The organism is Vibrio sp. 11-4(1), from assembly GCF_013048625.1.
GTDB classification, from domain to species: Bacteria; Pseudomonadota; Gammaproteobacteria; order Enterobacterales; family Vibrionaceae; genus Vibrio; species Vibrio diabolicus.
The window spans coordinates 634,595-647,554 of record NZ_VHSY01000001.1 but is presented as its reverse complement, the minus strand read 5'-3'; the positions used below and the strand labels follow the sequence as shown (position 1 = coordinate 647,554).

General features: G+C 42.9%; 15 protein-coding genes. 9 read left to right on the top strand and 6 right to left on the bottom strand.

Features of this window, described 5'->3' with window-relative positions; translation table 11 throughout:
* Both FKN16_RS02695 and FKN16_RS02690 read right to left on the bottom strand, forming a co-directional pair.
* Nucleotides 1–441: a PTS sugar transporter subunit IIA gene (locus FKN16_RS02695; RefSeq protein WP_164665401.1), complete on the bottom strand. Its 441-nt coding sequence runs from the start codon at nucleotides 439–441 to the stop codon at nucleotides 1–3.
* A gap of 298 nt (nucleotides 442–739) precedes the next feature.
* Nucleotides 740–1,213 (bottom strand): peptide-methionine (S)-S-oxide reductase, encoded by a 474-nt coding sequence (locus FKN16_RS02690; RefSeq protein ID WP_164665857.1) that lies wholly within the window; start codon nucleotides 1,211–1,213, stop codon nucleotides 740–742.
* 159 nt (nucleotides 1,214–1,372) lie between these two features.
* On the opposite strand from FKN16_RS02690, the gene FKN16_RS02685 reads away from it, so the two are divergent.
* The gene (locus FKN16_RS02685; protein ID WP_164665402.1) at nucleotides 1,373–1,762 is read left to right on the top strand and encodes a VOC family protein; all 390 of its coding nucleotides are present in this window, start codon (nucleotides 1,373–1,375) and stop codon (nucleotides 1,760–1,762) included.
* Nucleotides 1,763–1,853: 91 nt separating this feature from the next.
* Entirely contained in the window at nucleotides 1,854–2,594 is a 741-nt protein-coding gene (locus FKN16_RS02680; protein ID WP_053808097.1) for a DNA-binding transcriptional regulator YciT, read from the top strand.
* 3 nt (nucleotides 2,595–2,597) lie between these two features.
* Here the strand turns inward: FKN16_RS02680 and FKN16_RS02675 are convergent, their stop codons facing one another.
* Genes FKN16_RS02675 through FKN16_RS02665 form a run of 3 tightly spaced genes read right to left on the bottom strand, consistent with a single transcriptional unit; the run spans nucleotide 2,598 to nucleotide 4,397 of the window.
* Nucleotides 2,598–2,954, bottom strand: a complete 357-nt coding sequence (locus tag FKN16_RS02675; RefSeq protein WP_048624733.1) for a VOC family protein — start codon at nucleotides 2,952–2,954, stop codon at nucleotides 2,598–2,600.
* Between the two features lie 31 nt (nucleotides 2,955–2,985).
* On the bottom strand, nucleotides 2,986–3,639 hold the full coding sequence (locus tag FKN16_RS02670) for an isochorismatase family protein (protein ID WP_053808096.1): 654 nt from the start codon (nucleotides 3,637–3,639) through the stop codon (nucleotides 2,986–2,988).
* A 32-nt stretch (nucleotides 3,640–3,671) separates the two neighbouring features.
* Nucleotides 3,672–4,397, bottom strand: a complete 726-nt coding sequence (locus FKN16_RS02665) for an NUDIX domain-containing protein (protein ID WP_065646362.1) — start codon at nucleotides 4,395–4,397, stop codon at nucleotides 3,672–3,674.
* 299 nt (nucleotides 4,398–4,696) lie between these two features.
* On the opposite strand from FKN16_RS02665, the gene pncB reads away from it, so the two are divergent.
* From pncB to FKN16_RS02645, 4 genes are all read left to right on the top strand, one after another.
* On the top strand, nucleotides 4,697–6,007 hold the full coding sequence (pncB, locus tag FKN16_RS02660) for a nicotinate phosphoribosyltransferase (protein WP_074190011.1): 1,311 nt from the start codon (nucleotides 4,697–4,699) through the stop codon (nucleotides 6,005–6,007).
* 334 nt (nucleotides 6,008–6,341) lie between these two features.
* On the top strand, nucleotides 6,342–6,701 hold the full coding sequence (locus tag FKN16_RS02655; protein WP_005373947.1) for a hypothetical protein: 360 nt from the start codon (nucleotides 6,342–6,344) through the stop codon (nucleotides 6,699–6,701).
* 214 nt (nucleotides 6,702–6,915) lie between these two features.
* Nucleotides 6,916–7,434 carry a glycine zipper 2TM domain-containing protein gene (locus tag FKN16_RS02650; protein ID WP_005392659.1) on the top strand — a complete coding sequence of 173 codons (519 nt, stop codon included), beginning with the start codon at nucleotides 6,916–6,918 and terminating at the stop codon, nucleotides 7,432–7,434.
* Nucleotides 7,435–7,603: 169 nt separating this feature from the next.
* On the top strand, nucleotides 7,604–8,383 hold the full coding sequence (locus FKN16_RS02645) for a methyltransferase domain-containing protein (RefSeq protein ID WP_170901933.1): 780 nt from the start codon (nucleotides 7,604–7,606) through the stop codon (nucleotides 8,381–8,383).
* Between the two features lie 64 nt (nucleotides 8,384–8,447).
* On the opposite strand, the gene FKN16_RS02640 is transcribed toward FKN16_RS02645, so the two are convergent.
* A complete protein-coding gene (locus FKN16_RS02640; RefSeq protein ID WP_150917082.1) occupies nucleotides 8,448–9,344 on the bottom strand; it encodes a DMT family transporter in 897 nt (298 codons plus the stop codon).
* 94 nt (nucleotides 9,345–9,438) lie between these two features.
* On the opposite strand from FKN16_RS02640, the gene FKN16_RS02635 reads away from it, so the two are divergent.
* From FKN16_RS02635 to FKN16_RS02625, 3 genes are all read left to right on the top strand, one after another.
* Nucleotides 9,439–10,323 carry a LysR family transcriptional regulator gene (locus FKN16_RS02635; RefSeq protein ID WP_005392662.1) on the top strand — a complete coding sequence of 295 codons (885 nt, stop codon included), beginning with the start codon at nucleotides 9,439–9,441 and terminating at the stop codon, nucleotides 10,321–10,323.
* 180 nt (nucleotides 10,324–10,503) lie between these two features.
* Nucleotides 10,504–11,118 (top strand): outer membrane beta-barrel protein, encoded by a 615-nt coding sequence (locus FKN16_RS02630; RefSeq protein WP_005373936.1) that lies wholly within the window; start codon nucleotides 10,504–10,506, stop codon nucleotides 11,116–11,118.
* Between the two features lie 159 nt (nucleotides 11,119–11,277).
* On the top strand, nucleotides 11,278–12,945 hold the full coding sequence (locus FKN16_RS02625; protein ID WP_170901932.1) for an ABC transporter substrate-binding protein: 1,668 nt from the start codon (nucleotides 11,278–11,280) through the stop codon (nucleotides 12,943–12,945).
* The last annotated feature ends 15 nt before the right edge of the window (nucleotides 12,946–12,960 follow it).

The following is a 12,960-nucleotide window of genomic DNA, read 5'->3' as shown; positions in this document are numbered from 1 at the left end:
TTATGAATTAATTAAAATATTTAGTATTTGGTTTTCGTCTTTTGCGTTATGAATATCTTCAATAAACTCTTCGCTAAATTTTCCGAATAATTCTTGAAGAACATAAATATGGTGGTCGGCACCGTTATCAGGTGAAGCAATCATGAAGGATACGGTCGGTTTGACTCCCTCTTCGTCGCCATACTCGATGCCTTCGCGCTTTACGCCAACAGCGATTGCAGGCTCTGTAACCGCTTTGCTTTTTGCGTGTGGGTAAGCGATGCCGTCCATTGAAGTCACGCTTAATGCTTCACGTGCTTCGATGTCGGTTAAAAAAGCCTCTTTGCTGCTGATTCGATTATTTTCGAATAGCATTTGTGCTAGCTCTTCAAAGACTTCTTTTTTATTATTTGCTTGAAGGTTGCCTTTAATTAAATTGACGTTTGTTAGTTCTGTAATCATTTTGTGACTCATTGGTACTGAAGTAATGAGTCAAATTTAATTAATGAAGTGGTTTTCGGAAATAGTAAAAAAAAACCAATAACTATACTTTTGTATCACTCAATCTTAAGTGTGATAGCCGTCATTAATAATGCGGAATATTATAAAATTTATTATGTGATTTATATTCCAGTTATTTTGAAATAAATAACTAGACATGAAAATGAACTGGAGGAGGATCAAAGCCCTGGTTAGGATGCAAAAAGAGGCGTTGCGCCTCTTAGTTTGAGATAATAGAAACAGCGATAAAGGCTGGCCATTAATTTTTATATTTATGCAGCAAATCTAACGGGATATGGCAGTAGTCATTTGGAAAGCGCGTGAGTCGGTCTTGGTGCTCATCATCACTTGGCACGTAGTTTGTGAGTGGTAGCACTTCTACGGCGATTTTATCGGCATCTGGTCTGGCTGCGATAAATGCTTTAGCAATCGCTAGGTGTTGTTCGCTTTGGCTATAGACACCAGTACGGTACTTCTCACCTACGTCTTCACCTTGCTTGTTAACGCTGTGCGGGTCGATGATCTCAAACAGATATCCCATTAAAGTTTCAACCGAAACCTGCTTAGGGTCGAACTGGGTTTTCACGCATTCTGCGTAGCCATCGTATTCGGATTGAGTGTTATCCGTTGTGCCATTTGCTCGTCCTGCTTCGGTGCTAATTACGCCCGGAAGGTGGCGCATAAATTCTTGAACACCCCAAAGGCAGCCGCCTGCGAAGTAAATTTCTTCCATCATTCTGTCCTGAAAAAACTTTGCGCCATTATGGGCATCACTTTCATTCAAACACAACTCCAACCATAAAACAGGAACAACTCAGAAGTGATTTGCTCTCTTTTTTGTGCTGCTTTTCCTCGTTAGATTGAACGCAGTTAAGAGCTAGGGGTAATCCTAATGAAAATTGAACATATCGCGATTTGGACTGAATGTTTGGAAGAGCTTAAAGCCTTCTATGAGAAATACTTTAACGCGGTGTCTAACGACAAATACCACAACCCAACTAAACAGTTTTCATCTTACTTTCTTTCGTTTGAAAGTGGTGCACGACTGGAGTTGATGTCGATGGAAGGTGTGACCGCTTGTGAAAAATCTCATGCGATGCAGGTAACAGGGTTGGCACACTTTGCCTTCGCCCTAGGATCAGAACAAGCAGTGGATCAATTAACCAAAACCTTAATGGATGATGGCTACCAATGGATCGACGGTCCGAGACAAACGGGTGATGGTTACTACGAAAGCTGCGTATTAGATCCGGATGGCAACCGTCTAGAGCTTACGGTGTAACGCAGCTTCGCTTATTTCTATCGTTCACAGGCTGCTTTCATATGAAAGTATTCGGGCGTATACTGCAAGCTCATCTATAAGGAGCGAGCCTGTGAACCCAAGACAAAATGAAATCCTGCAATTGGTTAATGACCGCAAACGCGTTCAAGTCACGGAGCTTTCTGACATTATCGGCGTGTCGGGCGTGACCATCAGGCAGGATTTGAATTTTCTGGAGCAACAGGGCTATCTAAAGCGCGTACACGGCGCAGCTACCGCATTGCAAAGTGATGATATTGATACCCGATTAGAAGTCCGTTTCGACATTAAACAATCACTTGCAAATAAAGCGGCGGATTTGGTATCACCAAACGAAACCGTATTGATCGAGGGCGGCAGTGCTAATGCGCTCTTGGCTCGCACTTTAGCTGAACGCGGCGATGTGACCATCATTACCCCATCGGCGTACATCGCCCATCTCATCCGTAACACCTCTGCCAACATCATCTTGCTTGGTGGTGTGTATCAGCATCAAGGTGAGAGTCTCGTTGGCCCGCTCACCAAACTCTGTATTGAGAACATTCACTTCAGCACGGCTTTCTTGGGTATCGACGGATTTCACCAAGACACTGGTTTTACTAGCCGAGACATGATGCGTGCCGACATCGCAGAGGCCATTCTGGCAAAGAATAGACGTAACATCGTACTGACGGACTCCAGTAAATTTGGACAGATTTATCCATCTTCAATTGGCAATACCAACGAAATATCGGTGTTGTTAACCGACAAAGCCGCTCCGAAAAGCGACCTTGAGCAAATCAAAAAGCTAGGTGTGGAAGTGGTGTTGGGGTAAGTACTAATGGCTCTCCGACCATACTGCGAATTCATTTCCACTTGGTTCGGTGAAGTGGAATCGGCAGCCGCCGGGAAATTCGAAAATAGGGCGGATAATTTTTCCACCATGCTGCTCAACTTTTATCTGCGTGGCCTGAATATCTGAGCTATAAAACACTAAAAGTGCGCCACCATTTGCGGTTTGGTTTACAAACTCAGATTTGAAGAATCCGCCATCTAACCCTTGTCCTGAAAATGCAGAGTATTCAGGACCATAATCGATAAAGGTCCAGTCAAAGGTACGCTCAAAAAATTGTTTTGTAGCGTTAATATTGGTGGAACCAAATTCAACGTAATTCAATTTTTCATGTTGATGCATGGTGAAATCCCTATCCATTTGTTTCATGCCTCTAGGCGAATTTTTCTACGATGATGTCATCCGCTTTTTCGACAAATAATGCGCCTTGATCCTTGAGCTCTGTCAGCACATTTTCAATATTATCAGGCAGCACTGCGCGAGTTGAAGCAAGGTTGACCACCACATTGTAGCCAAGATCCAGTGCTTGCATGACGGATTTCTTCACACAAAAATCTAGCGCGAGACCACCGATCACTAGGGTATCAATCCCGTTGAATTTTAGAAATTCATGTGCGCCTGTCGTTTTAGTATCGGCAATATCATGGAAGAAAATACCGTAAGGATGCGCATCAGGATCCATGCCTTTATTAACTTGAAAATCATAGTCCAAAACAGGTGGTAAACCGTCTAAAAGTTCTGAACCTGTTGTGCCAAGCACACAATGGCGGTTCCATTTTATATCCACATTGGGTAGACCGACGGGTTCAAGCATGTTGGCTGGTGTTTCTGCATCCCATTTTGCTTTCGGTGGGTGCAAGTCACGGCTCACCAGTTTTAATCGGCCTTTGGCATGATTACTCAGAAGCTCCGGTACGATTTCCAACGCACCTGCAACGGGTAGTTCATTTGGACATAACTCACTAAAGCCTTTCTCTGGGTCAACGTCGATCACTGCTGTAGTTTGATAGTTTACTCGAACAGTCATGGCAGACTCCTTGTCTGTCTGATTGCTTGCGTTTATCCACGCAAACAGTTTTGAAAAAAGGTTACTTCGTCGCTGGTCAGCGTATATACCATTGCGGGTTTTCCACCTTTACCTTTGTTGGTAGAAGCGACTTTATTGGTGGGTTTTAGTACGCCTGAATCTATCAAGCGGCGCTTAATCGTCATTCGGCTAATATCAATACCAAACTCTTGATAAGCAGAAATGATGTCGGCAACCAAAAACTCTTTGTCTAATGCAAACAAAAGAACCGATGTGTATTCAATGGATGCACGAAGCTTCTGCCACGCTTTTTCAATGGTTTTTTGATGGTCAAACGCGAGGGTCTCTTCTCCATTGAGTATAGACTGTAGCGAAAACCATTTAAGTTGGCACTCTGGTACACCTGCATTGTTGATTTGCTCTACATTGTTACGATCGACCAAGGCGTAGTGCGTAATGTTTAAGCTCCAGTCTTCTGGATCACGCTTGGGATCGCCGTCGATAAAAGCTTCACTAAAGTGACGAGGGTAAGTATGGATTTTCTCGCGGCAAATTCGGCGGCGCGCCGCCTCAAAGTTTTCATCGGCCGGGCGTCCTCCTTCACTGGTTAAGTCTTTATCAAAGACAAATCCGCCCGGTAGTGCCCAGACTCCATGGTATGGCCGATTTGGATTTGAACGTTTAATCAACAACACTTCCAGTCCTTTATCGGCACAGCCAGATAGCCTGAATGGAATAATGTCGACAGATACGATCATGGTTGGGTCCTAATATTGATTTGTAAGTAATCTAGCGCATAACAAGTGGTCAATCAATGGGTAAGTAACGAGTTGTGCGAAACGTTTTTGGTAGTGCTTCATAGTACGCCTTGAGTATAAATCTACGAATGAATCTGACTTATTCACAATCTGTGTGCGAATTCTAGACAGAAAAACCTTATAAAAATGAGTGGTTAGTAACAAAAGTTGACAAACTATAGATGGGTGTTTATTGTTTACGCAAATTAGTTAGTAACAAAAAGTTATATACCCAGGAAGGGCGTGTAGAAGGGCACCTAATGACCACCAAACTATTTTCTTCCCGCATCATTCAAAGCGCTTTGGATTTTGATGTCTACAAAGTCAATATGATGAGCGCAGTAACAGCGCTTTACCCTGATGCGATGGTGTCATACAAATTTATTGTGCGTAGCGAGGAAGATCTCTCTGAACTGCTACCAGAGGTAAAAGCAGAAGTTCTTAAACTGCAAGACATTCAATTTACGCAAGAAGAGATCGAATACATCAAGCGTGTCGCGCCTTACCTGAATCCTGATTTTGTTGATGCATTGCGCCATTTCCGGTTTAACCCGCAAAGTGATGTCTCTTTCCATAATAAAGCCATGGCTGATGGCTCAAGCCAGTTACGCATTACTATCAATGGTTTGTGGCGAGATACTATTTTGTACGAAACGATCATCATGAGTATCGTGTCTGAAGTTCGTAGCCGTCAACGTTGGTCAGATATCCCTGTAGCGCAATTTACCACCGTTTTAGAAGAGAAAGTTCGGTACCTAAAATCCGAACTAAAACGTCGTAACATCACTAACTTTAAATTTTCTGATATGTCGACGCGTCGACGTTTTTCCTTTCAAGCTCAGCGCACCATGCTGGAGTTCTTGTGCCAGGAAGTGCCGGAATGTTTGACAGGAACAAGCAACTACCACTTAGCAAAAGAACTGAATTTGACGCCTATCGGTACTGTTGCTCATGAATGGTTTATGGGCCATCAAGCTCTGGTGAATGTGCGAGATTCGCAAAAAGTGGCTTTGCAACGTTGGCAAAAAATGTTTAACGGTGCACTAGGTATTGCACTGACCGACACGATTGGTATTGATGCCTTCCTTAAAGACTTTGATGAAGAGCTAAGTAACGCGTATTTCGGTGTACGTCACGATAGTGGTTGCCCTTATAGCTGGGGTGAAAAAATGATTGCACACTATCAGTCGCTTAATATAGACCCGTTAACAAAAACGCTGGTGTTTACAGACGGACTTAACTTCGAACAAGCGTTAGATATTTGCGAGTATTTCCAGGGACGTATTCAGGTGAGTTTTGGTATCGGTACTTTTCTTGCGAACGATATGGGTGATTATGTCAATAAAGAGGGTGAAGCCTACCAGCCACTTTCTATCGTGATCAAAATGGTCACGTGCAATGGTTCACCAGTCGCAAAAATCAGTGACGAACCTGAGAAAGCCATGTGTGAGGATATCTTCTTTTTGATGAACCTCAAGCGCCGCTTCGAGCAACCTCTTGATTTAAATGAGTGTCGTAAACTGATTGATCGTCTAGAAACTGAAGGTCAAAACTATCTCATCGACGCGTAGGCGTTATCCCTCCTTCTTGATAAGTGCCCTCTATCGTTACGACAAATTTATATAGACAAACGTAGAGGGTGATTTCGTTATAGTAATACGCAGAAGTAACCAGATACAGCGTAGGAAAGCACTCGAAAATGAGGTTGTTTTTTTGATGTGCTATGTGCCTATGATTGGTGTAAATCGATACGTTACAGCATTGTGGAAGGTGTATTTTCATCGGACACTAAACTCAGTCTAATCACGTAGTTTATTCCCATGTACCATGAGGTCACTCGGGTATAGACGTCTATCTGCTTTTATGACTTTGGGCTTCGCGTAATTGCTTGAATCAGGAGTCAAAATGAACCTAGTAGTACATTTGCAAAAGAAAGCGATCCGAAAATATGGCTATGAGATGGCCACTCGTCAAGCATGGAAATGTGGCATCAAGGCAAATCTTGTTAAGCGCGTGATCGGCCTTTTTAAAGGACAAATTGTTTGTGTGGTTGAAGGCTGTCGCGCAGAGTTTTCTTCTCCTCTTAATAACCCCCTTCACGAAGATGACAAGCAAGGGCGATATGTGTTTGTTGGTGGTGTATGCTGGGAACCAAACAACATTATTGCTCCTGGTTTTCCTGACTTTATGTTTATGCACGTGCGTAACCTGAGTCACCGTCATAAGTATTTAACGGATGACGAACTGTTTTTAAGCTTGGCTTAAAAATAAGCCTCATAGGTTAATCAAGCCTAACCATAATCAGTAATGATACGGTTTTAGCTTAGTTGACATTCTGTTGAGTGTTTCTTGACTTACCTTTTATAAAACAGTGTTTCTTTACTCGTTAATGACAGAGGGTTTGTTTTCGCCTGATGTGATTTCCTAATTGCGATTTACTATACCGCTCATCAAAGCAAACCATACTGGGATGTAAATCATGAATATGAAATCTATCGCAATTGCAACGGCAGTTGTTGCTGTACTAGCAGGCTGTAAAGACAAAACGCCACCAGCTCCAACCCAAGCAAACATTACTTTGGTTGAAGCGGTGACTGAAACTGTGAAAAATCCACACCAAGTATGTAAAGACGTGGTAGTAACGGAGCAAGTTGCTCCTACGGATGATAATAAAATAATTGGTACGGTCGGCGGCGCAGCAGCTGGCGCGGCATTGGGTAACCAAATCGGTGGTGGCTCAGGTAAAGTGATTGCAACTGCTGCTGGTACGATCGCTGGTGCATTAACGGGTCGTAAGATTCAGGAGAACGTGCAACAAGGCGATGTAGTGACAACGACGAAAAAGCAGTGCCACACAGAATACACAACATCTGAAAAAGTAGTGGGTTACGATGTCACTTATGAAGTTTCAGGTGCGCCAACGACGGTTCGCTTAGCGAGCAAGCCTGCGACAAAAACGTTCCCAATTCAAGATGGCAAAGTTGTTCTTCCGCAATAACTAGTCTCTCAACTGAAGTGATTAACAAGCCCTTTTATCTTGAGATGAAAGGGCTTTTTCACATAAGCGGTGTTTTCATCTATTTTCCCGCGGGAATGTGCAGCCAGAATTACCAGCTAATTTCAGCGTTCGATACAATCACTTTTCGAAAAGTACGAACGGAAAAAACATGGAAGATTTTTACCTGACCGATCGCGGTTTAGCTGGTTATTTCGAAGCGCAATGGTTCGACAAGTTCATCGAAGATAAGCAGATTGAGACGATAACCAGTCGCTCAAAACAAGTCCCACTCTCTTTTTTGTCATCACCTCACTGCTCCCAAGTTGCTGATTTTATTTCGCAGACGGCACTTGAGAGCGGCGTTCAGCCGTATTCCCTACTTGAGGTTGGCGCGGCGCTGGGAAGAAACTATTATGAGTTAGTGCAACGCTTACCTAACCTTAAAGAAGCGACGCTTGTGGAGCCTTCAAATAGGTTGATGGATGGCTTGAAGCAACTATTAATAGAAGAACAACGAGTCGAGCTAACTTATCTTCACGATGTGAACACCTTAAACGCTTTAGAGGTAGAGAATAGAGATATCGTACAGAAATGTGCTCATGCTGATTTGACGCTGATTAACCAACCTTTTGAGCACGATACTCTCCAGTCTAGCTTTGATTTAGTCGTATGTTTGAACGTGGTTGATCAATGTGAGTCGCCACTTAGCGTGATCAACGCTCTAAAAGAAGCCACCAAGGTTGGCGGGCTGATGGTTGTCTCTTGCACTTATCAGTGGAACGCGAAACACATCAAAAATGAAGAAGAAGCGGTCGATGATATAAAAGAGTACTTTGCTGAAGGTTGGCGTTTAGTATCGGAAGCCGATCATGAATATCGCATCCGGTTTAATGATCGTTTTGCAAGGCAGTTTTTATCTCATGTGGTCGCTTACATCAGAATGGATTAGAGCCACATAAAAAAACCGAGTACTTACGACTCGGTTTTTTTAGTCTTTGAGATAGAGCGCGATTTTAAGTAACGTGCGCCTCTTGTTGCTCTCGCTCTTGTTGAGCTTGCAGCTTTTTCTTGCGACGTTCTCGTTTAGAAAGCCAAACCAGGGGCACAACAATCATTATTGTTCCTATAGCCATAAATATGTCTGGCACTTCTCCAAACCAGATTAATCCCACAAACACGGCACCAATTAAGCCACTGTATTCAGCGCTGGCAATTTTGTTGCTATCAATCGAGCGGTAAGCGATCACACATGTTGCCGCATAAATCATGATGAACAAACTTGAGCCAGCAGCGACAGGGAAAGCACTCCAGTCCCAAGGTTCCGCTTCGATCAGAACAAGTAAGAAAGCCACGGGAATACCTGCCAAGTTTGTCATCAATAACGTTTGCATGACAGATTGATTTTTTGGCAGTTTTCGAATGAGCAAGTTATTGATTGCCAGGGTAATAGCCACAACTAAAGCCGAAATCGCTGCCCAGTCGATCTGATCTGGACGAATGATGACCAACACACCGGCAAAGCCCATTATCGCAGCCGCGATCGATTGTTTAGACAGCTGTTCGCCAAAAAATATCGCGGCAAGCGGCAGCATGATTAATGGCGCGGCGTAGAAGATTGCGTTCGCAGTTGCGAGCGGTAAAGATGAAATCGCCAAAACCATAAATATAGCACCAAGCAACCACACGTGAGCGCGGACAGCATGCCATTTAAATCCTTCAAGAAAATGAGTCTTTTTTGTCAGCAAGCAGACAGGCAGTAGGAAAAGCACTGCGGAAATTTGTCGGAAAAAGACAAACTGAAAAATAGGCACTTCATTTCCGACACTTTTAATTAAAGAGTCCGAAAGCACCGCAATGAGATTCCCAACAATTAATAGCAGCATAGCTGCGCCGACCGATGTAACTTTCACTTATTTCCTCTCCTCTTTCTTTGCCAAAGAGTAGGTGATGTCATAGGATGAAGTGAAGTGATATTTATTAGTTTAAGTATGAGATTTTTAGATGATGAAATTGCCACCACTCAGAGCGGTTCACTGTTTTGAATCTGTCGCTCGAAACTCTAGCTTTTCGCTTGCGGCTGAAGAGCTCAATGTGACGCAAAGTGCCGTTAGTCATCAGATACGATTATTGGAAGATTATTTGGGCGAGTCATTATTTATTCGTCAAGGAAGAAAGCTCTCTTTATCGGATACTGGTGCTCGTTATTTAGAGGATATTAGCCCGGCAATTAGCTCTATTGCGATGGCCAGCCAAAAGGTGAGAGAAGGGGACAAAGGCAGCATACGTTTAGCGATTTATAGCTCGCTTGCCGTAAAGTGGCTTATTCCGCGTTTGTCTGATTTTAAGCGGTTACATCCGGAAATCGATCTGACACTCAATATGGTTGTTGGTGATCCTGAGCAGACAGATAGCGTTGGTGATTGTTTTATCACGGTAGAGAAGCCAAAGCGCAACTATATGTCGGTGAAGTTATACGCGGAAACGCTGTATCCGGTATGCAGCCATAAAATTTGGAAAGAGTTACAAGATCAACCCATTCCAGAAGCGCTTTGGCGATATCCTATTTTGTCGACAGACTCTATTTATCGTGAGAGAGGAAAAGACTGGGCAGAGTGGTGCAGAGCGGGTGGTTACACTTTGCCGAAAGATGTCGATGTTCAACATTTTAGTCATATGTTGCTGGCAATTGAGGCTGCACGTTATGACCAAGGCATCGCATTTGCGAATGATTTTATGCTCAATGAAAGAGATAAAGCGCATGATTTGGTGTATATCCCTTCTCATGGATTAGAGACGGGGGACAGCTTTTATTTTATTCATAAAAAGAGCCGAGCCAAGCAGGCGGAAATCATCAAACTCACCAATTGGTTGAAGCAACAGTGCTTGTAAAATGACTAAATTGTCATAATTAAGAAATAAAGTGGCAAAGTTGTGTTTAAATATTTCATGTTTTATTGAGTTTTTATTCATTAACATCAACTTGGTTTTGAAACCGAGTGAAATGGATAGCATGACGTGCTTAAGGATGGGCAAAACACAACCTCAATAATTAACAGGCAGTGAAATACAATGTTTAAAAAAACATGGCTAATGACAGCCCTTCTAGCAACATGTTCTGTTGCAAACGCAGCTCCTTACGTTGGCGCATCGGTAGGTCAAGCATCGTTTGGTGATGTTAATGGCTCTATCAATGGTGGTGGTACCAACGCTAGCACTAAGCTTAAACTTGAAGATGACTCAAGCCTTTCAGGTAAAGTATTTGGTGGTTACAAATTCAACGAATACATTTCTCTAGAAGCAGCCATTGGTGGCTACGACGCTTTAGACGGCAAAGTTGTTACTGTTGGTGATATGAAGTATCTATCGATTCAACCAAAGGCGACTCTACCTATTGGTGATCGTTTCAACCTTTTTGCTAAAGCTGGTCTTTCTTACTTCAATGCTGAATTCAAAATTAGCAACTCTGTGATTGACGGTAGCGCAGGCCATACCACCATTTCTGACAGCACTGTGACAGGCATGTACGGTTTAGGCGCAGAGTTCGCTATTACAGAAAACTTTGCTCTGCAAGTTGAATGGGAATACATGATGCCTGAGCTAGACATTGCGAAATTTGGTAATGAAAAAGTAACGGTTGATGCTGACATTAACGTGTTCTCTGTAGGTATGAGTTACCGTTTCTAAGAATACTTATTCAAGTTACCTCTTGGCTTAGTACACGTTTTTGACTTCTGTTGGTCGAGCTGAGTCCAAGCTTTGAATATGTTTAGATATAGCACAGGAAGTTTAGTTGCTAAGCGTCCTGTGCTATTTTTTGCTTTGGAATAACTCTTAGGAATCTTTGTGAACGATGTCAATCTTAGGTATCTGGATCTACTGTTAAAGCACTTTGAACCTCATCAATATCACTTCGTTACGCTGTCTGAGCTTGAAGTGGTAATTTGTACGTCAAGGCGCAATGTTTCTATTGTGATGAAAAAGCTTGCCACTTACGGTTGGGTAGATTGGAAACCTGCAATTGGCAGAAGTAACGCCAGCCGTCTGAATATTACTATTTCCCTTCAACAAGCGATGACCGAATTTTTGGTTGAGGAGCTTGGTCGGGGAAGAATGAACTCGATAACAAAACTTATCGATTGGTTCGGCCAAAGTGCTGTCAGGGCGTTGACGATTGCCTCTGAAAAAGTGAACCAGTTGAATGAGTCAAATAATGCTATTTTGATCTCCTCTTATCCTTGGGTGTCTAAGGTCGATCCTGCGAACACTTATCGTCATACTGAACTGCATGTGGCGAAAAGTGTCTATGATGTTTTGCTGACTCAAAATTCCAATGGTGGCATTGAGCCTTCGCTAGCACATGAGTGGAAAATGGAAGGCAATGTGATGACGTTATGGTTGAGACCTGGAATATATCGTCACGATGGTGAACTTCTCAGCATACAAGATGTTGTTTGGAGCATAGAAAGACTTAAGGAAATAAAAGGACCAGTACACGAGCTCTGGCAATGTATTGACAGTGTGATTGCCGAAACATCGAGCTGCTTAAAAATCACATTGAAACATCCGAACATGTTTTTTCCATACATGCTAGCCACTCCTCACGCTTCTATTCTTTGTCGAGATGTTGTTTCTTTCGGTTCTGGTTATTCTTACCACATAGGCACCGGACCATTTAAAATCAGTGGTTGGAACCAAGAGAGTATGCTTCTTCAAGCACACAAAGAATATTTTTCAGCGCGCGCATTGTTAGACCAAATTACGCTGTCTCATGGTAATGTTAAAACCTTGAATATGTTGAGTTTTAACCAAACTTCTGATCACGTTGAAGTGGAAAAAATCAGCGCATTTTCATATTTGACCTATCGGGAGCGCGCGGACTCTAATCTCGCAAAAGAAGACTGGCATCAACTCGCCGATTACATCAATGCGCAAAAGAGAATCTATGAGGCGCAAAGTGCCGTTGACAGCATTCAGTTAGTGACTCAAGGGCAAGATTTACTAATAGCAGAGGCTATTGTGACGCCTAAGCTACAAGGTAAAGTAGCGCTAGCTGAGCCAGTCTGGACGATACCAAGTTTAATTCGTCACTCTGAGTGGTTGAACCGAGTGATTCGGGCGACGGGATTAGAGTTAGAGATCATTGTTATTGATGACATTAGTTTTCCTGAGGTAGTGTCTCACCAAGCAGACTTGCTCTTCATTGAGGAAGTCATGGAAGCACCATTTGAATATGGCATCTTCGAATGGCTGTCGATAGCAACTGGACTGCGTTTTAGTTTTGATCAAAGCCAGATGTTAAGCCATAGAGAAAAGGTTCGCAGGGCGATGGCAGATGATCACTCGCTACAGTCTTTATTAAACCTAGAGAAAGCGCTGCGCGATCAGTACCTATATTTGCCTTTGTTTGTTGGCTACGAAGAAGTGACAAAAACACAGCAAGTGCGAGGTGTGCAGGTGAAGAATACAGGCTATAGCGATTTACATAGGTTATGGATTGCTCATTCACACTAGAGTCTGTGTTCAAGA